This is a genomic window from Sphingobacterium kitahiroshimense, from assembly GCF_025961315.1.
GTDB classification, from domain to species: Bacteria; Bacteroidota; Bacteroidia; order Sphingobacteriales; family Sphingobacteriaceae; genus Sphingobacterium; species Sphingobacterium anhuiense.
Window position 1 is genome coordinate 1,779,295 of sequence record NZ_JAOQNK010000001.1, and the last position, 21,507, is coordinate 1,800,801.

The following is a 21,507-nucleotide window of genomic DNA, read 5'->3' on the forward strand; positions in this document are numbered from 1 at the left end:
ATTTTATTATGCGGAAGAATTACTTATTAAGATTCTCGATAATCAATTGTGCCAATTCAACACCGATACGTTCTTGCGCTTCATTTGTTGCGGCACCAATATGTGGTGTCAAAGAAATTTTTGGATGTTTCAAAATCTCCAATCTCGGAGTAGGCTCATTGTCAAAGACATCTAATCCCGCAAAAGCTACCTTACCAGAATCCAAGGCTTCGATTAAAGCAAGTTCATCAATTACACCACCACGGGCAGCATTAACTAAACCAACTTGATCTTTCAACAATGCAAATTCAGCTTGACCTATTGCTGGCTTATCTAAGAAAGGAACATGCAAAGTAATAAAATCAGAAGTTTTCAATAAATCCTCCATGGATACTTGATCTACTGGTAATTCCACTTCAAATCCTTGAGTCAGGGATAAAGTTAACGTTTTAGGCCCATCAGCTAGATCATAATACACAATATCCATCCCAAGACCCAATCCAATCTTCGCTGTCTCACGTCCAATACGTCCAAAACCAACCACACCCAATGTTTTCCCTCTCAGTTCAGTTCCGCCTGCATATGCTTTTTTCAAAGCACCAAACTTACTCTCCCCAGATAAAGGCATTTGACGGTTTGAATCATAAAGGAAACGTACTCCATTTAATAAATGAGCAAATACCAATTCTGCAACAGATAAGGAAGAAGCAGCTGGTGTATTCAACACCGCTATTCCTTTGGAGCGTGCGTAGTCGACATCAATATTATCCATGCCGACGCCACCACGTCCGATCACTTTTAGGTTTGGACAAACATCAATTAAAGCCTGTCTAACTTTCGTTGCACTACGTACCGTAATGGCATCGTAAGCTTGTAATTTTTCCGCTAATTCTTCCTGCGGAATATGATTTGTATCTACTTCAAATCCGGCATCCTCCAAAAGTTGTTTTCCAGCTGGATCGATACCATCATTTGCTAATATTCTCATGATATAATTTCGATTTATTTTTTCAATTCTTCAAACTCTTTCATTGCATCTACCATAGCATTGATGCTTGTTATCGACAATGCATTATAGATTGATGCTCTAAAACCACCAACTGAACGATGACCTTTAATACCGATCAGTTCACGTTCTTTAGCTAAAGCCAAGAACTCAGCCTCTAATTCTGCAGAATCCATGACAAAAGTAACATTCATACGAGAACGATCTTCTACGGCAGCAGTTCCTTTGAAGAATGGGTTACGATCGATTTCATCATACAACGTACGTGCCTTAATAATATTCTCTTGTTCAATAACAGCTACACCACCTTTTGCTTTCAACCAGCGTAGGTTAAGAAGAGATACAAAGATGGAGAAAACAGGGGGTGTATTGTACATTGAATCTGCCGAAATATGTGCAGTGTAATCCAAAATAGATGGAATAACACGTCCCGTTTTACCTAAAATCTCATCTTTAACGATTACTAAAGTAGCGCCTGCAGGACCCATATTTTTTTGTGCTCCCGCATAGATAAGATCAAAATCACTCACATTAATCTCACGGCTCAAAATATCTGAAGACATATCAACGACAATTGGAGCACTTGATGCTGGAACATCAAATACTTCAGTTCCGTAAATTGTATTATTTGACGTATAATGAAAATAAGCTGCATCAGCAGGAACAGTATATTGCTTTGGAATATAGGTGTAATTTTTATCGCTCGATGATGCAACTACCTCTACATTTCCAATCTTCTTTGCTTCTTTAATTGCTTTTGAAGCCCATACACCAGTATCCAAGTAAGCTGCTTTACCATTTTCAGGCAACAAGTTTAACGCTACCATTGCAAATTGTAAACTTGCACCTCCCTGTAGGAACAAAATAGAATATCCTTGCGGCACATTTAACAATTCGCGAACCAATTTAGTTGCTTCATCCAAAACTGCTTCGAATTCTTTGGATCGATGCGAAATTTCTAAGATGGATAAACCAGTATTATTAAAATCAATTACAGCTTGTGAAGCTTCTTGAAAAACTTCCTTTGGCAGAATGCAAGGACCTGCTCCAAAATTATGTTTCATCGATATATAGTTTGTTTTTTTGTATACTTTTCTACGGTTCGACTAAGCAATCGTTTGCTTTCCGAAGATCAAAGGTACAAGTTTTCTTACTTAAATTTCAACAAAAAATCAATATTAATGAAATTTAGAAAAAAGTAACACCGAAATGATAAAAAGATAACATAAAATACTTGAAAAAACATTAAAAATGATATTATGTATAACCTATAATAAGATCACTTTCCACGCTTGCTCAACCTCTCCTCTTTTTAATAACTTCTGTGCATAAAGTTGTAAATGTATCAAACGACTATTTTCATCACCAATAAATGCATTAAGGAGATCGAAAATCTCTGGTTCGTCACGGATAGCATCAATCTCCATATCATCTGGTAATTGTTCAACACGAAGTAACTGCTGTAATTCTTCCTCTGTAAATACAGAAGAAACTTTAACAAACGGTGGTAAATCTGAAAATTGCATATAAAAAAAGCTGACCTTTAAATAAAATTCAAAGGTCAGCTTTATCTAGCATATTCAAAATAGCTATTATAACTTTTCGATCATACGATCCGCAAATTCACTTGTTTTCACGAGCGTGGCATCTTCCATTAAATTATAAAAATCAACTGTTACAGTTTTGGCTTTAATTGTCTCGCTCAATGCTTTAACTATAGCATCTGCCACTTCTTGCCATCCCATATATTCGAACATCATCACACCACTTAAAATTACTGAAGAAGGATTCATTGTATCGGTATTTGCAAACCGGGGTGCAGTTCCATGCGTTGCCTCAAAAACAGCATGTCCAGTATTATAATTGATATTTGCTCCAGGAGCAATACCAATCCCCCCAACAATTGCAGCAAGGGCATCTGAAATATAATCGCCATTCAAATTCAATGTAGCAATAACAGAATAATCACGCGGATTTAGTAAAATCTGTTGCAGAAAATTATCTGCAATGACATCTTTGATCAAAAGCTTACCAGCAGCCAGGGCTTCCTGTTGCTCAGCATTAGCTGCAGCATCCCCTTTCTCCGCTTTAGTCCGTTCCCATTGACCCCAGGTATATGTTTCCTTAGCAAATTCTGTCTCTGCTAATTCATAACCCCAATTTTTAAAAGCCCCCTCTGTAAACTTCATAATATTACCTTTATGAACCAAAGTCACAGAAGGTAATTTATGCGCTAAAGCATGTTCAATTGCTGCACGTACAAGCCGTTTAGAACCTCTTTCCGAAACCAATTTAATTCCCACCCCCGTATCATTCGAAAAATTATAATCGACATGAAGTTGAGTACGAAGAAAATCTTGAATTTTAGTCGCATCTGCTGTACCCGACGCAAATTCGATACCTGCATAAATATCTTCCGTATTTTCACGAAAAATAACCATATTAACATATTCCGGATGCTTAACAGGTGATGGAACACCCTCATACCACTTTGTAGGACGTTGGCAAACAAACAAATCTAATTCCTTACGCAAGGCCACATTTAGAGAACGGATACCACCCCCTATCGGCGTTGTTAACGGTCCTTTAATACCAACTAGATATTCTTTCAGTACATCAAGTGTCTCTTCTGGCAACCATGCTCCAGTTTCATCAAATGCCTTCTCTCCAGCCAGTACCTCTTTCCATTCAATTTTCCTTTTACCACCATACGCAACTTCTACCGCACGATCAAAAACCCGAACCGAAGCACGCCAAATGTCAGGGCCTATACCGTCGCCAATAATAAATGGAATGATAGGCTGATCAGGTACCTGTAGCGGTCCATCCAGAGACTTTGTTATTTTACTTGCCATAGTTCAGTTTATTTATCTTTATTGAACATGTTTCCAATTTCTTTACTAATCTTTCTGAAGATCGGAGCCGCTTGCACATCTTCATATTCATCAATATGTTGATTGTCTACCCGACTCGGAAATACAAGGACCACATTTTCATTCTGATGAATACGTTCCAATTTCTTTGCCAAACCATCTAAAGAATCACGGTAAGATACCTCACCATAACGCGATGAAACATAAAATAAAAATGCATTATCCTCTCTAAATGACTTTAACCCCTGCATATGATCCCAATCATCATAAATCTTATAATTAACAGGAACTGAATTTTTAATTTCTTCCAGAAATATTTTAGTGGCCTCTTCAGTACGTTTATCACACACAAAAGTGACCGAAATTGTAAGCTCCTGTCCTAATTTAAGCACTTTCTCTACCCAATATTCAAATCCGAATTCGGATTGGGCCAAAGGTGGTGCGAAAACAATAATTTTATTATGCGTAATAAAAGGCTTCTTAAATTGGCACATCATGACATTTGCAGAAGTACGGTTTAAAATACTTTCAGACTTCTCACCAACAATTTTATCTACAAAATTACTTGCACTTGGCCATCCTAATAGAATACAGTCAGCCATCACCTCTTTTGCACTACGGCTAATTCCACTAGGAATATTATAATCAATCGTAGTAGCAATACTTACTTCGGTTTCACTACCAGAGGCATATTTTACAATATTATCCAAATTTTTACGCGCTATGGCCATATTCTTTTCCGCTTGCTCATTATCCTTAACAACGGAAACAATACTTATTGGATAATGCGATTTTTTGCTTCGCATCAATGTAGCAAAATCCAAAAGCGGTTTCATGTTTTCCATATTTGCTAATGGTATCAGAATATGTTCATCATGTTCCTTCACAATATTGATATGGCTTTCGTCCTGATCTCCATCCATTACTATTTTTTTCGATGCCCCTTCTGTCACAATAGTTGCAACAATACAGGTTACCAAAATCAATAAGATTGTACCATTCAACACATTTTCATCGATAATCTCATTTTTATACCCGACCATGATCACAGCAAGAGTTGCTGCGGCGTGTGAACTACTCAAACCAAAAATAACATTTCGCTGTCCTGAGCTATACTTAAAAACCAATTGGGTCATCCATGCGGCTCCCCATTTACCCAAGATGGCAACAACTGTTAGTGTTGCCGCAACAATTAAAGCCTCCGGTCCGCGTAGCAGCACACTGACATCCACGATCATACCTACGCTTATTAAGAAAAACGGAATAAAGATCGCGTTTCCAATAAACTCAATACGATTCATCAGGGCGGACGAATGCGGAATTAACTTATTCAACGCTAATCCTGCAACGAAAGCACCAATAATTGGTTCAAGCCCCGCGATTTCAGACAAGAATGCGGCAAAGAAAACAATTGATAAAATAAAAATATAATGTGAAGTTTTTTCACTTTCAATACGTTCGAAAAACCATTTCGCAATGCGAGGAATCACACCAAACATGATAAAAAGGAAAATTGCGAAAGATACACCTAAAGTAACCCAAAATTCCTGTCCGATATTCCCTTGCGAAGCTCCGGTGATTACTGCCAAAATAATCAGAACAGCAGTGTCCGTTAATATAGTTCCACCTATAGTAATAGCTACAGCTTCATTTTTAGAAATACCATAACTATTTACAATCGGATAAGAAACCAATGTATGAGTAGCAAACATACTGGAAATCAAAATGCTGGCTAAAATACCATAATCCAAAAGATAAAAACAGACCGGGAAACCGATAGCAATAGGAATAATAAACGTGAAAAAACCGAACCATAAACTCTTATGCTTAGTTTTTTTAAACTCATTCATATCCAGTTCCAGACCAGCTATAAACATAATATAAAGCAAACCTATCGTAGAGAAAAGGTCCACTGCAGAGTTTTTCTCCAACCAGTTCAGTCCATGCGGGCCAATGACAACACCAGAAATAATCAAACCTATAATGCCCGGAACTTTAATTGAACGTAATAAAATGGGCGATAATAAAATGATAAATAAGACGAGCGCGAAAATGAGTACTGGACTTTTTAAAGGTGCTTCGAAAGCATGCGATAAGTGATCTAATACGTTTCTATTCATAAATATATAAGCTAAATCTAGTATACATTTGAGTAAGATTTCTGGCAGAAATCCCCTTATCAAACTTCTAAAAGTAAAATATTTATTTCGGAACTACAATTAAAGCACTTATTTATTTGAAAGAAATCGCGCGAATTGGGCTGATTTTAGTGATCAATAGAGAAGGGATAAACAAAGCTAACATTCCAATGATTAATAGCGAAACATTGATTAAAATGATATCCGTCCAAAACAACTTGACAGCTACATAAGAGATGTAATAGGTTTGCTCATCTAATTTGAAAAAATGAGTATAATCTTGAAAGAAATATAAACCCAGGCCTATAAAGTTACCCAATAATAAACCTAAACCAATTAAATAGAGCGCATTATACATAAAAACACGACGAACTCCATTATTATGAAAACCAAGTGCTTTTAAAATACCGATCATAGAGGTACGCTCTAAAATAGTAATCAGCAAAGCCGAGACCATATTGATGATAGCAACTAAAGTCACTAATATAAAAATAATAGTAGTATTCATGTCCAGAAGATCTAACCATTGAAAGATATCTGGCACCTGTTCACGGATGCTTATAGCATGCATATCCATTGGGACCAGATCATCAAGCTCATCAGTTGTTTGTTGTAGCTTTGAAAAATCTTGAATACGAACCTCATACCCCCCCACAGCTGTACTATCTAAATTATTAAGTTTACGAATTAAATCTAAAGACCCTATTACATAAACCTTATCCAATTCTTCAGAACCTGAGTTATAAATTCCTTTAATCTCAAATTTTCGCTTACGAATAGGCTGTTGAACGAAATACATAATAAAATCATCACCAACCTTTAGCATCAACCTATTGGCAAGATACTTAGATATCAAAATTTGTTCTCCCGGTCCTTCTTTTTGTTTTAGATTTAATGTATCACCCTCGACCAATATCTTTTTTAAATAATTTTGATCATAGCTGATATCAACACCCTTTAATAAAACTCCCTCCACCTCATCGTTAACATTGATAATCCCAGGTTTTGTAGCAAAAGAATTTACACTAACTACATTTGGATGATTTTTAACCGAATCCCACTGTATAGAATCTAAAGCAATGGGTGAGTTTTCATAGGAATTGTTCAGATCGTATCGCAAGACCATGATATCACCAAAAAAACCACGCTGTTTGGCTGTAATTTCCGATTTGAATCCTCGCAATACACCAACAGAGAGAATAATTGCAGCAATTGCCAGAGCTATTGCTCCTATAGTAATGCGCACAATCAATTTGGAAAAAGTTCTTTTTCCTAAAAAAGTGATTCTCTTGGCTAAAAAGTATGGAAAATTCAAGCTTTTAAATTATTTATGTAACTTCGCAAAGTTAAAAAAAAATGTGAAGCAGCCTATTTTATTCCTGTTGTTTCCATCATCTCAGTATTAAAACAACAAAAACATAGTCTATTATGCGCATCATATTCATGGGAACCCCGGACTTTGCCGTCGCTTCATTAGATGCACTTGTGCAATCTGGTGAAAATATTGTAGCTGTCATAACAGCACCTGACAAACCAGCAGGTCGAGGACAAAAACTTCATCAATCTGCAGTCAAAGTATATGCTGAAGCTCATAATATACCCGTATTACAACCTGTCAAATTAAAGGATGCTGATTTTCTAGAAGAATTGCGATCTTACCAAGCAGATTTACAAGTAGTCGTAGCATTCCGAATGCTACCAGAAGCTGTCTGGAAAATGCCTCCTTACGGCACGATCAATGTCCATGCATCGTTATTACCTCAGTATCGTGGCGCAGCACCAATTAACCATGCCATCATCAACGGGGAAGAAGTTACTGGAGTATCCACATTTTTATTGCAACATGAAATTGATACAGGAAGTATTTTACTATCTAAAGAAGTTACAATTGCACCAGATGACAATGCCGGAATTTTGCATGATAAACTGATGCATACAGGAGCTGAAATACTGCTCAAAACTATAGCAGGTTTAAAAAAAAATACACTTACACCAAAAGCACAGAGCAACTTATTAGCGGAAAGTGAATTAAAACATGCGCCTAAAATATTTAAAGAAAACTGCCAAATTGACTGGAAAAAGGATGTCGACAGCATTTATAACTTGATTCGTGGCCTAAGCCCCTATCCAGCAGCCTTTACCAGCCTAGATAATAAAGTATTAAAACTATATACAGTATCCAAAGAATATGCAACCCCAGATATTGCACAGGGAGATTATAAAACGGATGGAAAAACTTATCTTAAATTTGCAGGCAATAACGGCTATATCAGCGTAAAGCAATTACAGATTGAAGGTAAGAAAAAAATGGAAATCATTGACTTCTTAAGAGGGTACCGCTTTTAGTCGCTTTGCTCCTCCTCTTTCGTTACCTCAGCCGTATCCGCGACATATTCCATGATATCTGCTGGCTGGCAATGCAATGCATGACAGATAGAAGCCAAAGTATCCAAACGCAATGCTTTGGCTTTTTGATTTTTAATAATCGAAAGGTTTGACAGTGTGATGCCTACCCTAGCACTAAGCTCATTCAATGACATTTTGCGATCGCGCATTACTTTGTCTAAATGTATAATAATTGGCATAATCAAAATTATATGTTTATTGAAAAACATGTATTTCATAAAAAAGTTTTGGTCATCGAAAATTTAATTTCTTGTAGAATCAAATGTATCATTTTTTTTTAGAAATTTAGTTTTTCAATACTATTCTTAGTCGCAATTCCGTTACACAAGCAAAGCGCATTCATTACCAAATGATTACATATTTATTTAGAAGTTCAAACACTATTATGACCGAATTCAGTCATTTTGGAATAATTTTTGTTGCGTTATAAAGTAAATAAAATTCCTCATAATCAACAAGATATAATCACATATCAACAACAAATATTAAAATAATTCGTTTTTATTTTGTATTTTTGCAAACATTTCAGAGAAGAAAGGTATTAATATAATTAATGAGACAGCTCAAAATTACACAATCGATTACCAATCGTGAGTCACAGTCGTTAGACAAGTACTTACACGAAATTGGTAAAGTAGACTTAATTACAGCAGAAGAAGAAGTTGAATTAGCACAACGTATTCGCGAAGGTGACCAAGTTGCCTTGGAGAAATTGACTAAAACCAACTTGCGTTTCGTCGTATCTGTAGCAAAACAATATCAGAATCAAGGATTAACCTTAGGTGATTTAATCAACGAAGGTAACTTGGGCTTAATAAAAGCAGCTAAGCGTTTTGACGAAACAAAAGGTTTTAAATTTATCTCGTATGCGGTATGGTGGATTCGTCAATCAATCCTTCAAGCTATTGCAGAGCAATCTCGTATTGTGCGTTTACCTTTGAACCAGGTCGGTTCATTAAGTAAAATTAGTAAAGCATTCTCTAAATTAGAACAAGAGTATGAACGCGAGCCTTCACCAGAAGAATTAGCAGACATCCTTGAAACAACAGTCGATAAAGTTTCGGATACATTAAGTAACTCTGGAAGACATGTCTCTATGGACGCACCATTCGTGCAAGGGGAAGAAAATACCCTATTAGACGTATTAGAGAATCATGATCCAGATACAGATAGTTCCCTTATCGATGAATCTTTATCTGAGGAAATCAGACGTTCACTGTCAACGCTGACAGAGCGTGAAAGAGAAATAATTGTATTATTTTTCGGACTTGGATCAAACCACCAGTTATCCTTAGAAGAAATCGGTGAAAAATTCAATCTTACCCGCGAACGTGTCCGCCAGATCAAAGACAAAGCTTTACAACGCTTACGTCATACATCTCGTAGCAAGATCTTAAAATCTTATTTAGGTTAATAGTATTAACAGTATTTCTTAGATGCGCAGCCAAAAACTGCGCATTTTTTGTTCTATTAGACTAACACAGTCATTGCTACTCACTGTAAACGTACTGAACACCATTATTTAATTATACCATATTTACTTATTTCTTTGACCAGGTGCAAATGGTTTCGCAGATTTTGCTCCAACAGCTTTCTTGGCTTGTCCAGGAGGTACTTTACCGCTATTTCCAGCAGTTCTCGTTGTATAACATGAGGTTAAAAATACCATACAAATAAGGGGCAATACTAAACAAATCTTTCTCATAATAATTACGTTTTATTATAAAAGACTAATAACGTGCCAAATATACTTTTGCAGACATCCCAGCCCATAGAACACGATATAGTAATTTAAAAAATTATCCGATTAAAGATAATTCTCCCAACTTTTTAAATTGATCGATATGATCAAATTCATATTGCTTTATTTTACTTTTTATTATTTATAAATTCTTCAAGAAATAGATAGCATATATAACTGAAATCAGGGATTTTTAAATTATAAATTAGCACGATCTTTATAAAATATAAAACAGACAATTTTAACAATAAAAGCAAATATGCAACAAGCAGTTATCCTTTTTATAATATCTATTTTTTTATACAGTTGTTCAAAGGAAACTACCGCATCTAAGATAATAACCATTAAAAAAGATTGGTCTGTATTAGACCTTGAATTTGAGAAATCCACAATTGAAGATTTTATTGTATTTGCATCATCAAAAAACATAGAATTTGAAAGAGATTCTTTATTCTCTTATAGTGAATACGATAGTATAGAATTTTCTAAAGATGACGATTATGAACAGAAAATTTGTTTTACAAATGAACAGCTTGGTTTAAAATTTATTTTCTCTCAACAAAATGAAGGTGAGGATAAGCAGAATGCTAATCATACTTTCGAAAAATATGAAATTTCAAATTTTTCAAAAGTTAAATTTGCAAATGGCCTATTTCCAAAATTTCCATCAAAGGAACGTGATCGAATTTTCGTCAAAGATTCTTTATTAAACAGCATAGATTTGTATGAAGCCTACAGCAAGAATAATTACATTACTGCTGGAGTACAAAAAATAAATGACTCTATTTCTGAACTAAAAATAATTATTGGATCACAAAAAATAAATTAAACGAATAAAAACAGGAAAGAATCAAACCTAATTTTGTTCTTTAAAACCATTCATAAAGTTGCTATTTTCTTTATTTATAATTTCATCATCAAGAGCAGTAATCGTGTGTATTGGAAAAGAAATAAAAACAATCGTCCCAACATTACTGATGTTTTCAAAATAAATTTTACCTCCTACCCGTTGGAGAAGATCCTTACATAATGAAACCCCAAGTCCTGCCCCTGTACCATTAACAGCTTTTCTATGATCCCAACTGTTTCTATTATTAAGCTTTTCAACAGTCGATTCTGGCATATTTATTCCTTCATTTTCTATATATAACAACAATTCATCTCCTTTGATCTCCGAAACCCCTAAAGTAATTTTACCGGCATATTTACAAAACTTGACGGCATTACTAACAATGTTCCTAATGACAAAAGAAAATATATCCCTGCTCATATACAAATAAACATCTTTAGGAAGACTCTCTTCTAAAGAAATATTATTTGACATTAAATCTTTTTGAAATAACAACAAGACATGCTGAATCTGTTGAGAAATATTAAACGTTTCCTTGTTTTCTAAGTTATCACGGAGCTGAGATTCTGCCCATAAAAGCACCTCATCCAACATATTTTGTGAATGAGAGAGTTCTGATCCTAATTGCATTAAAACTTGTTCCATATCAAGTTTTGACATAAGCGATAAGTCAACGGCATTCAACAACATACTCATTGAAATAAAAGGAGTTCTTAAATCGTGTGAAGCAATTGACAATACCTTGATCTTAAAAAGTTCGGAAGCCTTCAATTCTTCATTATACTTTTTAATTTGATCAGCCTGCTCTTCGAGTGCTATATTAGTACCTAAAAGTTTGACTTTTTCCCGCTTTAAAATGCGATTTTTCCGAATCAATTCATAGAGTAAAAATCCGATAATAATTTTACTCACAATAATCCCGGTTATCAGAATTGTAATAATTGTTTGACTTTCCATAATTTCTCACACCCTAATATCTTTCATGTTCAAATAATTGATCAATAAAAATACCATTACATGAAGCACTTTTACAAAAGATAGATGTTTTGTGGTTTTTTTAAAAAATCTAAAAATACCTAACAAGTAAATATAAGTATTTTTGAGTTCCAAGTATGCTTCAATATCTATAACAATTTCTTAAATAGCATGAATTCAATAAAAAATACGAAAGGTCTTCTGTATTTATACAGAAGACCTTTGAGGTGGTACATTAATAAATTCGAGTTCTCGACAGTAATTACTTTTTTTAAAGTACTATAATGAATATTTATTTTTACTATCGCCAAGCATATGATAAGACTTCATATTATTCTAGTGTCGGATTAAAAGTTCCACCCCAATCCTTATTCTGTGATATTTTAGGATTTTTATCAATCACAGATTGAGCTAATGGAAAAAAGTAATAAGTATCGGGTACAAGATTTACTTTATTTCCCGTATTTGGAACTTGTAAAACACTGTATTTAAACTGATTTTCCTTAAGCTGATAAGTTTTGGCAAGATTTGCAGCCTCATCCAAATCCATTTCAGCTCCATTACTAAGAATAGCAATAGCCTCTACACCATATTTGGTCGTATTATTAAGTATATTCAATTTTCGAGTTCTTCTCAGATCCCAGAAACGGTGTCCTTCAAAACAAAACTCAATATTCCGTTCTGCCAAAATTGCATCTCTCATCTGAGTACGGTCAATAGCGGTAATACCGTAATTTCCGTCACTTCCTGCTTCAATACCTGCACGCATCCTGATCTGTTTTAGAATGGTTAATGCGGTATTAAAATCCCCGGTTTCGTTTGCAGTTTCAGCATAGTTGATCATAACCTCCGCAAATCTCATCAGTACAAAATCCACATCATATTGAGTTTCTACTTCTGTTTGCTTCAGCGATAACTTTGAATTTTTAAGTATAAAAAATCCACTATATCGATTCAGATTTTCTGATGGTGTTTTAGCCTTAGGATTAATACCAAAGTTATCCAGATCTGCGGCTATACCCACAGAGGTATATTGACGTTTCCCTGATTTCCCAGAAACTTCGTAAATCTTGCCATTCCATACAATAGATTTGTCGAACCGAGGATCTCTATTTTCCCAATAAGATTGTAAAAACTGCTCATTCGTTTTAAAATACTTTCCTGTCGGATCTGAGAAAGTTTTACCATCTTTCATGGGAAATGACTTGACAAAATCCCATGTTGGAACTGCACCTGCTGCGCCTCTACTTTCAGAACCCGGGCGCACTCCATTATCCCAACTCGCCACTTTATTCGGATACGAATTGATTACAGCAAAAACAACTTCAGATCCCTTCTCCTGCAAAGCAATGTTAGCATAGTCTGGAGTCAAATTATATCCATCAGCCTTTAACTTATCATAGGCAGCTTTATTTGCAGCATGCGCTTCTGCCCAATACACATTATTATAAGGGTTAGTTGGATTAAATTGAGGGGAAGCCTTGTACAATAAAACTTTAGCTTTAAAAGATAGAGCAAAATTCCCATCGATTCTACCATAATCTCCTGAACTTTTGGCAATCATAGGCGGCAATAAGGCAATTGCCTGATCTAGATCTTTTATCATTAAATCAAAACATTCCTTCGTTGTGTTACGAGGTGTTTCTAAATCATCTTTCTCCAAATCCTGCGGTACAGTAATATAGGGTACACCACCATGATATCGAACCATATTAAAATACATATATGCTCTCATAAATAAAGCTTGCCCAAGAATAGCATTTTTTACATCTGCATTTAATGCTGCACTTTCGGTTACTTTTTGAATTGCAGTATTAATTCTACGGATAGTGGTATAATCCCAAGATTTATAAGCGGCATTGTTAACTGTGATAGCATCCAAAGGAAAAGATATGCCCATTAACTGCTCTGAATTGGCATCCGCTGAAGCATTCCAATTTCCAAACATGGGATAAAGATTCGTTATATAGGCATTCACAAGATTCGGATCGTTCCATACCTTGCTTTCGTCAAGTGAATTAAGATCTTCAATATCTAACACATTTTTACAAGACGCTACTGTAACTAAAAGTGCTATTAGGGTATAAAATATCGTTTTCATAGTTTTTTCAATTAAAATTTAACATCCAAACCCAAGGTAAATGTTTTCATAACAGGATAGGAATCATACATTTTCTGTTCCGGGTCGTGAAACTCGGTCATAGGAGAAAGCACAAATAGGTTTGTTCCATTAAAGAATACATTCACACTGTTTATTTTCATCGACTTTGTAATTGACTGCGGTAAACTATAGGATATATTTAAATCTCTTAGGCGCAAATATGCACCATTACGAATCCAAAAACTCGAAGCACCTGTTCCCGACTCCTGCCAGTTGGAACCCACTACTCTCGGATAATCTGCCTGTGGATTATCTGCTGTCCAAACATCGCCTGCCCAGATAGGATAATACGGTCGAAAAGTACCGCCATGCTGACGAATTCCTCCACCTTCCAAATTACTTATAACACGATCATATGCCAGTACTCCCTGCAATAAAGCTGAAACAGAAAAACCTTTCCAGTTTGCATTTAGCCCAAAACCGTAATTGATGCGTGGTGTATTATTTTCGGAAAGCAACGTCAGATCATTATCATCGATCTTACCATCTGGGCTTTCAGAATAATTAGCTCCACGAATATCTTTGTACAAAATCATACCTAAGTATGGATCACGACCATATGTTTTAAACCCACTGCTCTTCAGTGCATCTAATTGCTCCTGTGTTCTAACAAGATCCACAGCTTCAAAGCCGATGATTCGATTTTCAGGTCTTCCAATTCGAGATTCGAAATTGCGCGTTCCCCCAACAGCAAATGCAGGCTCTTCATCATAGACATCCCAACGATCTTTTGCATACCCCATATTAGCTGTGATTCCATAACCTACTTCACCCACACGATCATTCCAATTAATAGATACCTCTCCACCTTTATAACTTCGAGCAGCATAGTTTTCCGGAGCCAATGACCGTCCATAATTATCAGGAATTTTCAAAGTACGCCGTCCTAAAATATCTGTTTCCTTACGATTAAACACATCTATTGAGCCACTTAGTTTATTATTTACAAAACCAAAATCCAAACCGATATTAACACTTTTGGATGTCGTCCAAGTCAGGTTCTGTGTAGGTGTATCACCATAGGCAATACCATTATAATAACGATCACCAAACATGTAGCCACCCGCAGGCCTATATTTTTCCTGATACAAAAATTGTCCGATCCTTTGCGCATTAACATCAAGATCATTCCCTGTTGTTCCATATGAAGCTCTTAACTTTAGATCACTCACCGTATTTTTGATATCTAAGAAAAACTGTTCTTCCGACACACGCCAAGCAGCTGACATGGATGGAAAAAATCCCCACCGTTTATCACCGGGGAATAAGGGCGAACCATCATATCTAAATGAAAATTCAGCGATATATTTATCTGCATAGTTATAATTTGCACGTCCGATAAATCCCCTTCTAGAATTAATTGTTTCATACGCATCTGTAGCTCTAAAATTACGATCCGTCGGGTAAATAAACATTTGATCAATACTAACAATTGGATTTTCAGCACGGGATGTTACATAGGTTCCACCAGCTTTAAATTGTTCATAGACCAACAACGCATCAATGGCATGTTTATTAAATTTACGGTTATAATTCAAAAACCAGTTGACCTGATATTCCCACTCCCGTTGAGGAGAATAATCCATAAAAGGCTGTGCTTGACTAAAAGTAAAAATATTCACTTTGTCTTCTGAAGGTGGTGCAGGTATAAACCTATTTCCATCCGGATTCAGAGAAGTAAATGTGTAGTTCTTTTGGAAGGTCATAAATCTTTTACGCATATAATCTTCTGCGAGATAGCTACCTACAACTTTTGTAGACAAGCCCTCTATGAGTTTATCCAACTTATAATTCAACGTCATGATTGGGTTTACCTGACGAACTTTACGATCGATATATCGATTCCCAACTACTTGGTCAATCACATTCCAAGCTTGCCAGCTCCCCATGGGTGTCTGAACAGGATATGCTGTTGGAGAATTACTTGGAGATCCATCTGCGTTTAAATAAAACGGATACATTTTAGGCCAATTGAATGTTACGCGATAAAAATCTGACACATCAAAATCATCATCATTAGCGGAAGTACTAAATGGCCAATAAAAACGTTTGGAATTGATTTGATTGGCCGAGATATTAACATCAATCGTAAAATCATCCGTAATCTTGGCACTGACATTACTCCTTAAATTGAATTTTTCATGATCCAATGATTTGTAAGATCCATTTTCTTTACGATAACTGACTAAATTATAATAAGTAATTCGGTCTCCACCACCCGACACCGAGATCGATTGTCGGTGACTAAAAGGGTTTCTCCAGATATTATCATTAACACTATAGTCCTTATCCTTAAAATAATCAAACTCAGCCTGTCCATTGGGTGCTACCCATGGTTCTGTTCTAGAGCCATTTTCCCAAAGAAATTGAGATACCCGATTTTGATAAGTCAGTTCATCAGCCGCAGTCGTAATATCTGCTAAAAGCGTTTGAGTAGGAGCACCAAAACTATAATTACTTTGCACATTAAATACAGGCTCCTGAGCTGATCCCTTTTTAGTTGTGACAACCACAACACCGTTACCCGCTCTTGTCCCGTAGACCGCAGCTGTTGCGGCATCTTTCAAAAAACTCATCTGATCCACTTCATTGGCTTCCAAGGCATCGAATGCCGCTTTATCCCGTACAATTCCGTCAATCACATACAAAGGTTCTGCAAAACTACCACGAATGCGTAGACTTGAGGAAGCTCCCGCCATACCCGAAGTATTTGTAACATTTATACCTGCGGCACGTCCAGCTAAGGCATTAGAAAGGTTAGAAGGCGAAATATTCTTTAATTGTTCGGCATTGACCGAAGTCACTGAACCTGTAATATTTGCTTTTTTCTGCTTTCCATAACCAACTACTACAACCTCTTCTAAACTTTCCTGTTCTTGCTCTAGAGCAACAGTAATAGCAACTTTATCTTTTGAATCAATATTATAGTTACTAAGTACTTTGGTCTTGAAGCCTACAAAACTGATTTTAATTTCGTATCCCTGCCCCTCTGGAATACGGTCAAACGAAAAAGTTCCTGCTGCATTCGTCGTATTCATCTGTTTATACTTCGTAGACAGATTTTCAATACTTACAGTAGCGCCACTGATGGGATTATTACTTCCATCCCTGACAACTCCACTTACAGAAGCTGTTGACTGGCTGTACCCCACATGAAATCCCATACTCAGCAATCCCAACATTCCGAGTCGAAGGGGCCAGTTAGTACGTGGACTTTTAAATCGAAGTAGCAGCACAGTTTGAAACTGATGCTTTTTAGATAAAAAGTTGCTCATAATTTGTTTGGTTTAATTGTTTATTATTGTGGATTTGTGTAGTTTATACCGGCATGATGTAAGTAGTTAATTTCCCTGATGATTTCTTCAAAGACATTCGTTTTATTCGTAAAAGTTCCGCTGTAAAATTTATTACTGATCAATGATTTATCGTATTGCAACTTGATGTCATAGTTTTGCATCAGAATTATCAAAACATCCTCTAGGGCTATATTTTTAAACTGGATTATCTGGTTGTTTTGAAGAAAATGACCACCTCGATCTGTTCCTATTGTATGAGTCTTTATCTCCTCGACAACCTTTAATTCACGATGATCCAAAGTAATCTCTTCGTGCGGCAAAAAGGTTCGCACTAATTCTTTCCCTCTCTGATGATCCACAGCTTTCACCTCTATTTTACCTTCCATCAATTTGATCTGGGTTTGAGTAGATCGCAATTCATCAACACTAAAAACCGTTCCTAAAGCTGTAGTGACTACACCGGTGGAATGTACACGAAATGGCTTGGATTTATCTTTGGCAACCTCAAATTTAGCTTTCCCCTTCAAATACAGCACTCTCTCCTGCTGGGTACTAAAATCTTCAGCATATTTGATTTCTGACTGCGGATAAAGTGTAATAACAGATCCGTCACTTGCCGTTAATAACATATTGTCATTGCCTGAATTTATGTAATATAGATTACTTATCTCCTCTTTCTCATCTTCAACAGAAGCTATTTGTCCAAGATGGGGTGCAGGCTTATTTAATAATGGATTTAAACTCACATAAAAGCCAAGAATAAAAACAACTATAGCAGCCGCAGCGGAAGCAATGCGAACTAATTTCCTGTTATATTTTAAAACATTTTGCTTTTTAGCAAAAGCGAATATTTTATCTTTGATTTCCTGCTGATTGGGATAATCTAAATTTTCATCAGTAAGATCCCAGTCTTCTTTAGACAATAGCTGATCAAGAGATTCTCCTAAATGTGCTATATAATCTTCCAGATATGCAGCTTCTTCAGCCGAACATTGATTCTTTAGGTATCGATTGATAAGTTCTCGCGTAATCTTCATATAATAAGAATACGGCAGAAACCTCACTTACCCCCAAGCCTATTTTTAAAAAAATAAATGAATGATAAACACAAACATTTTTTTCAAAACTTTTAATGCCAAAGCGATATGATTTTCAACGGTTTTGGGTGTAATCGACAATCTTTCTGCGATCTCTTTATAAGTCAAATTTTCGAACCTGCTCATCATGAACACCTTTCTTCTAGATTCTGGCATTCTTGACACGATGTCCTCATACCGTTCATTCAGTTCCTTTAAGCGATATAACTCTGACGGTGTGGGGACTTGATCAGTTTCAACTTTTAGATGCAATAGATCCTGCCTCCTCCTTTCTTCTTTCACAATATCCAAAAGTGTGGTACGAGCAATGCAAAATAGTTGAGCTTCTATTTCCACATGCACTTTCTTTTGAAAAATATTATTCCAAAGCTTGATAAATACACGTTGGACAGTTTCTTCGGCAATATAAGTGGAAGAAGTCTTGCTTAAAGCATATTGATAGACTTTTCGGTTCCATTTTTCATAAATACGCTCAAATTCTGCGGTAGAGATCAAGGTTTGGTTAGACATATCTTAGGTTAGTGCCGAAACTAAGATAGCTATTAATACCAATTATTCATAATTATGTTACAATTGATTAAAAACAAATAAAATCATACACTAAACAGAGTTATAGGGGCTAGTAAATTTTATTTAAACCATTATTAAAAGAATTTAAAACCATAAAATATCTAAATAAATCAATTTAATCGCCTTTTAGAATAAAAAAAAGATCAATAATTGAATATATATGTATCCATAGAAAAAAAATATTCAAATTACTGTTTCAATAACAAAGAAACATAAGAATATACTTAGGAATTTTTAAAAAGTATCGATTGAAAAGGGAATTGATAGTAGTAGTGACATTTAACTTAATGAAATCATTGTAGATACTGGCAAATTTACTTAAGTTTATATAAAATATATGTTATGAAAATAGCCTTCTTTTCAACCAAGCCATACGATCGAGAATTCTTCGAAAAAGAAAATGAAAAATATGGTTTTGAACTTCATTTTTTTGAAACACATCTAGGACCTCATATCGTTAATGCAATTGAAAATGAAGATGCAGTATGCGTTTTTGTAAATGACAAACTAAATAGAAATGTCATTGAAACTCTTGCAAAAAAAGGAGTTAAGTACATCGCTTTGAGATGCGCGGGATTCAATAATGTAGACCTTGAGGCTGCAAAAGAATTTGGCATCAAAGTTTGTCGGGTTCCTGCCTATTCACCAGAGGCTGTTGCTGAACATGCTATGGCAATGATACTTACTTTGAACCGCAAAACTCACAAGGCTTATAATCGTGTACGTGAACAAAATTTTTCATTAAACGGTTTATTGGGATTCAATCTCTACCAAAAGAAAATTGGTGTGGTCGGAACCGGTAAAATAGGAAAGGCATTTGTTAAAATAGCGCTGGGATTCGGAGCAGAGGTTATTGCGTATGATTTATACCCTGATGAAACGTTGATTAACCTAGGTGTAAAATATGTCGCATTGGAAACACTCTTTATGGAATCTGATATCATATCGCTACACTGCCCTCTTACAGCTGACAACCATTATCTAATTAACAAAGAATCTATTGATAAAATGAAATATGGTGTCACAATAATCAATACGAGCAGAGGTAATCTGATTAATACCAATGATGCAATACAAGCATTAAAAACTAAAAAGATAGGCCTACTTGGTATCGATGTTTATGAGCAAGAAGAGAAACTTTTCTTTAAAGATTTATCGGCAACAATTATTGACGATGACACCATTCAGTTATTGTTGAGCTTCCCTAATGTTTTGGTTACTGCCCATCAGGCTTTTTTCACAAAGGAAGCATTAGAACAAATATCTCAAAGAACACTGAAAAGTATTGATGATCTGATAAAAAAAGGAACAACTGATCCAGAAGTATTACTATAATTGATTAGCTCCTGTAAAAAAATCCCAAGCCGCTTTAGCTATATCTGAAATAATACGTTCGTTCGTTTCCTGATTTTCTTTCGAATGGGTTACAAAGACACTGATCACAAAGTACTCACCGCTTGGAAGTAAAACAACTCCAACATCATTGAGTGCAGCCGTTATTCCAGTTTTCTTATTAGTTCCAGATGAGCCAGTCTTATGTGCTACAACTGTTTGATCAGGAAGTTGTCCTTTCAATTGTTTAAGACCTGTATTAGTAGACTTCATAGTTGTCCACAAAAAATCATACATCGGCATCGAAAGCAAATTATTCTTATTCACATAATAGGTCTGCAAAATTCGATTCATTTCTTTGGGTGTTGACCAGTTCAAAAACTGTTTATCCCAATTACTTTGCATCGTCTTTTCATTAATTTTAATCGATATATCCTTAAATCCTTTTTTTACGAAATAGCTTTCTACAACCTGAGGTCCGCCGAGAAGTTTTAAAAGAACATCACATCCTACATTGTCACTTAAAGTGATTGTATATTCCAGAATTTCCTTTATCGTAAGCGTTGTTCCGGTAGGATATTTTTCCCGAATTGGACTCCAAATTTCTGGTGTAAGATCACGCTTCGTAATTTCTATCTTTTGATCAAGTTTAAAATTACCCTTATCGATTTCTGTTAACATGACAATCGCCAATGGAAATTTAAAAACACTTTGCATAGGAAGTCGTCTATCGGCATTTACACCCAATGTATCACTATGATTAATGCCGTTTATCGCTACACCAACAACAGCATCTTTGTTCTGCATGATCTGCTGAATATTTTTTCTTAACCCCTCTATACTTTGTGCATGAGCAGTTATAGTAAATAGTAATGAAAAGAATGCAATTTGTAAGAGTTTTCCCATGAGATTTAAATCATTTATGTTCTGATATTTTAGGAAGAATAGATAACAGTTAACCTATCTATATATCCTCATTCATTTTGATTGCTTACTATTGATAATAGCAAGCAATCACAGTCGGTCGACCAACTGTAAAGTTAAAATTATTTTTTACTAATCACTGTTAACATCAAGTCAGGT

General features: G+C 35.5%; 18 protein-coding genes. 4 read left to right on the plus strand and 14 right to left on the minus strand.

Annotated elements, in window-relative coordinates:
- Window positions 1-19: 19 nt before the first annotated feature.
- From M2265_RS08095 to M2265_RS08120, 6 genes are all read right to left on the minus strand, one after another.
- The gene (locus M2265_RS08095; RefSeq protein ID WP_132771095.1) at window positions 20-967 is read right to left on the minus strand and encodes a D-2-hydroxyacid dehydrogenase; all 948 of its coding nucleotides are present in this window, start codon (window positions 965-967) and stop codon (window positions 20-22) included.
- 14 nt (window positions 968-981) lie between these two features.
- Window positions 982-2,049, minus strand: a complete 1,068-nt coding sequence (gene serC, locus M2265_RS08100; protein ID WP_132771094.1) for a 3-phosphoserine/phosphohydroxythreonine transaminase — start codon at window positions 2,047-2,049, stop codon at window positions 982-984.
- Between the two features lie 204 nt (window positions 2,050-2,253).
- Window positions 2,254-2,511 carry a hypothetical protein gene (locus M2265_RS08105; protein ID WP_132771093.1) on the minus strand — a complete coding sequence of 86 codons (258 nt, stop codon included), beginning with the start codon at window positions 2,509-2,511 and terminating at the stop codon, window positions 2,254-2,256.
- A 66-nt stretch (window positions 2,512-2,577) separates the two neighbouring features.
- Window positions 2,578-3,840, minus strand: a complete 1,263-nt coding sequence (gene icd / locus M2265_RS08110) for an NADP-dependent isocitrate dehydrogenase (protein WP_021189493.1) — start codon at window positions 3,838-3,840, stop codon at window positions 2,578-2,580.
- 8 nt (window positions 3,841-3,848) lie between these two features.
- Window positions 3,849-5,978 carry a cation:proton antiporter gene (locus M2265_RS08115; protein WP_132771092.1) on the minus strand — a complete coding sequence of 710 codons (2,130 nt, stop codon included), beginning with the start codon at window positions 5,976-5,978 and terminating at the stop codon, window positions 3,849-3,851.
- Between the two features lie 112 nt (window positions 5,979-6,090).
- Window positions 6,091-7,311, minus strand: coding sequence for an ABC transporter permease (locus M2265_RS08120; protein WP_132771091.1), 1,221 nt, complete (start codon window positions 7,309-7,311; stop codon window positions 6,091-6,093).
- A 113-nt stretch (window positions 7,312-7,424) separates the two neighbouring features.
- Between M2265_RS08120 and fmt the strand changes: the two genes are divergently transcribed.
- The gene (gene fmt, locus M2265_RS08125; protein WP_132771090.1) at window positions 7,425-8,342 is read left to right on the plus strand and encodes a methionyl-tRNA formyltransferase; all 918 of its coding nucleotides are present in this window, start codon (window positions 7,425-7,427) and stop codon (window positions 8,340-8,342) included.
- Here fmt and M2265_RS08130 read toward each other — a convergent pair.
- Window positions 8,339-8,581 (minus strand): helix-turn-helix domain-containing protein, encoded by a 243-nt coding sequence (locus tag M2265_RS08130; protein ID WP_021189490.1) that lies wholly within the window; start codon window positions 8,579-8,581, stop codon window positions 8,339-8,341. The two genes, fmt and M2265_RS08130, sit on opposite strands and share 4 nt — an antisense overlap.
- Before the next feature lie 374 nt (window positions 8,582-8,955).
- On the opposite strand from M2265_RS08130, the gene M2265_RS08135 reads away from it, so the two are divergent.
- Window positions 8,956-9,816: an RNA polymerase sigma factor RpoD/SigA gene (locus M2265_RS08135; protein WP_021189489.1), complete on the plus strand. Its 861-nt coding sequence runs from the start codon at window positions 8,956-8,958 to the stop codon at window positions 9,814-9,816.
- Between the two features lie 123 nt (window positions 9,817-9,939).
- Here M2265_RS08135 and M2265_RS08140 read toward each other — a convergent pair whose 3' ends face one another.
- Window positions 9,940-10,107, minus strand: coding sequence for a hypothetical protein (locus M2265_RS08140; protein ID WP_156169556.1), 168 nt, complete (start codon window positions 10,105-10,107; stop codon window positions 9,940-9,942).
- A 295-nt stretch (window positions 10,108-10,402) separates the two neighbouring features.
- Between M2265_RS08140 and M2265_RS08145 the strand changes: the two genes are divergently transcribed.
- On the plus strand, window positions 10,403-10,972 hold the full coding sequence (locus tag M2265_RS08145; protein WP_132771089.1) for a hypothetical protein: 570 nt from the start codon (window positions 10,403-10,405) through the stop codon (window positions 10,970-10,972).
- A 27-nt stretch (window positions 10,973-10,999) separates the two neighbouring features.
- On the opposite strand, the gene M2265_RS08150 is transcribed toward M2265_RS08145, so the two are convergent.
- The 5 genes from M2265_RS08150 to M2265_RS08170 form a co-directional block, all read right to left on the minus strand.
- Window positions 11,000-11,950, minus strand: coding sequence for a sensor histidine kinase (locus M2265_RS08150; RefSeq protein ID WP_021189485.1), 951 nt, complete (start codon window positions 11,948-11,950; stop codon window positions 11,000-11,002).
- A 349-nt stretch (window positions 11,951-12,299) separates the two neighbouring features.
- Window positions 12,300-14,069: a RagB/SusD family nutrient uptake outer membrane protein gene (locus M2265_RS08155; RefSeq protein WP_132771088.1), complete on the minus strand. Its 1,770-nt coding sequence runs from the start codon at window positions 14,067-14,069 to the stop codon at window positions 12,300-12,302.
- An 11-nt stretch (window positions 14,070-14,080) separates the two neighbouring features.
- A complete protein-coding gene (locus tag M2265_RS08160) occupies window positions 14,081-17,404 on the minus strand; it encodes a SusC/RagA family TonB-linked outer membrane protein (RefSeq protein ID WP_132771087.1) in 3,324 nt (1,107 codons plus the stop codon).
- Between the two features lie 23 nt (window positions 17,405-17,427).
- Window positions 17,428-18,462: a FecR family protein gene (locus tag M2265_RS08165; RefSeq protein WP_132771086.1), complete on the minus strand. Its 1,035-nt coding sequence runs from the start codon at window positions 18,460-18,462 to the stop codon at window positions 17,428-17,430.
- A 45-nt stretch (window positions 18,463-18,507) separates the two neighbouring features.
- The gene (locus M2265_RS08170; protein WP_132771085.1) at window positions 18,508-19,032 is read right to left on the minus strand and encodes a sigma-70 family RNA polymerase sigma factor; all 525 of its coding nucleotides are present in this window, start codon (window positions 19,030-19,032) and stop codon (window positions 18,508-18,510) included.
- 402 nt (window positions 19,033-19,434) lie between these two features.
- On the opposite strand from M2265_RS08170, the gene M2265_RS08175 reads away from it, so the two are divergent.
- Window positions 19,435-20,427: a 2-hydroxyacid dehydrogenase gene (locus M2265_RS08175; RefSeq protein WP_132771084.1), complete on the plus strand. Its 993-nt coding sequence runs from the start codon at window positions 19,435-19,437 to the stop codon at window positions 20,425-20,427.
- Here the strand turns inward: M2265_RS08175 and bla are convergent.
- Window positions 20,422-21,330, minus strand: a complete 909-nt coding sequence (bla, locus tag M2265_RS08180) for a class A beta-lactamase, subclass A2 (RefSeq protein ID WP_132771083.1) — start codon at window positions 21,328-21,330, stop codon at window positions 20,422-20,424. The genes M2265_RS08175 and bla overlap by 6 nt on opposite strands.
- Between the last annotated feature and the right edge of the window lie 177 nt (window positions 21,331-21,507).

What these genes read in the sequence shown, in the direction of transcription:
- M2265_RS08105 (WP_132771093.1), bottom strand. Translation starts at nt 2,511, where the DNA reads ATGCAATTTTCAGATTTACCACCGTTTGTTAAAGTTTCTTCTGTATTT.
- bla (WP_132771083.1), bottom strand. Translation starts at nt 21,330, where the DNA reads ATGGGAAAACTCTTACAAATTGCATTCTTTTCATTACTATTTACTATA.
- serC (WP_132771094.1), bottom strand. Translation starts at nt 2,049, where the DNA reads ATGAAACATAATTTTGGAGCAGGTCCTTGCATTCTGCCAAAGGAAGTT.
- icd (WP_021189493.1), bottom strand. Translation starts at nt 3,840, where the DNA reads ATGGCAAGTAAAATAACAAAGTCTCTGGATGGACCGCTACAGGTACCT.
- M2265_RS08135 (WP_021189489.1), top strand. Translation starts at nt 8,956, where the DNA reads ATGAGACAGCTCAAAATTACACAATCGATTACCAATCGTGAGTCACAG.
- M2265_RS08175 (WP_132771084.1), top strand. Translation starts at nt 19,435, where the DNA reads ATGAAAATAGCCTTCTTTTCAACCAAGCCATACGATCGAGAATTCTTC.
- M2265_RS08140 (WP_156169556.1), bottom strand. Translation starts at nt 10,107, where the DNA reads ATGAGAAAGATTTGTTTAGTATTGCCCCTTATTTGTATGGTATTTTTA.
- M2265_RS08160 (WP_132771087.1), bottom strand. Translation starts at nt 17,404, where the DNA reads ATGAGCAACTTTTTATCTAAAAAGCATCAGTTTCAAACTGTGCTGCTA.
- fmt (WP_132771090.1), top strand. Translation starts at nt 7,425, where the DNA reads ATGCGCATCATATTCATGGGAACCCCGGACTTTGCCGTCGCTTCATTA.
- M2265_RS08165 (WP_132771086.1), bottom strand. Translation starts at nt 18,462, where the DNA reads ATGAAGATTACGCGAGAACTTATCAATCGATACCTAAAGAATCAATGT.
- M2265_RS08095 (WP_132771095.1), bottom strand. Translation starts at nt 967, where the DNA reads ATGAGAATATTAGCAAATGATGGTATCGATCCAGCTGGAAAACAACTT.
- M2265_RS08170 (WP_132771085.1), bottom strand. Translation starts at nt 19,032, where the DNA reads ATGTCTAACCAAACCTTGATCTCTACCGCAGAATTTGAGCGTATTTAT.
- M2265_RS08150 (WP_021189485.1), bottom strand. Translation starts at nt 11,950, where the DNA reads ATGGAAAGTCAAACAATTATTACAATTCTGATAACCGGGATTATTGTG.
- M2265_RS08155 (WP_132771088.1), bottom strand. Translation starts at nt 14,069, where the DNA reads ATGAAAACGATATTTTATACCCTAATAGCACTTTTAGTTACAGTAGCG.
- M2265_RS08145 (WP_132771089.1), top strand. Translation starts at nt 10,403, where the DNA reads ATGCAACAAGCAGTTATCCTTTTTATAATATCTATTTTTTTATACAGT.
- M2265_RS08130 (WP_021189490.1), bottom strand. Translation starts at nt 8,581, where the DNA reads ATGCCAATTATTATACATTTAGACAAAGTAATGCGCGATCGCAAAATG.
- M2265_RS08115 (WP_132771092.1), bottom strand. Translation starts at nt 5,978, where the DNA reads ATGAATAGAAACGTATTAGATCACTTATCGCATGCTTTCGAAGCACCT.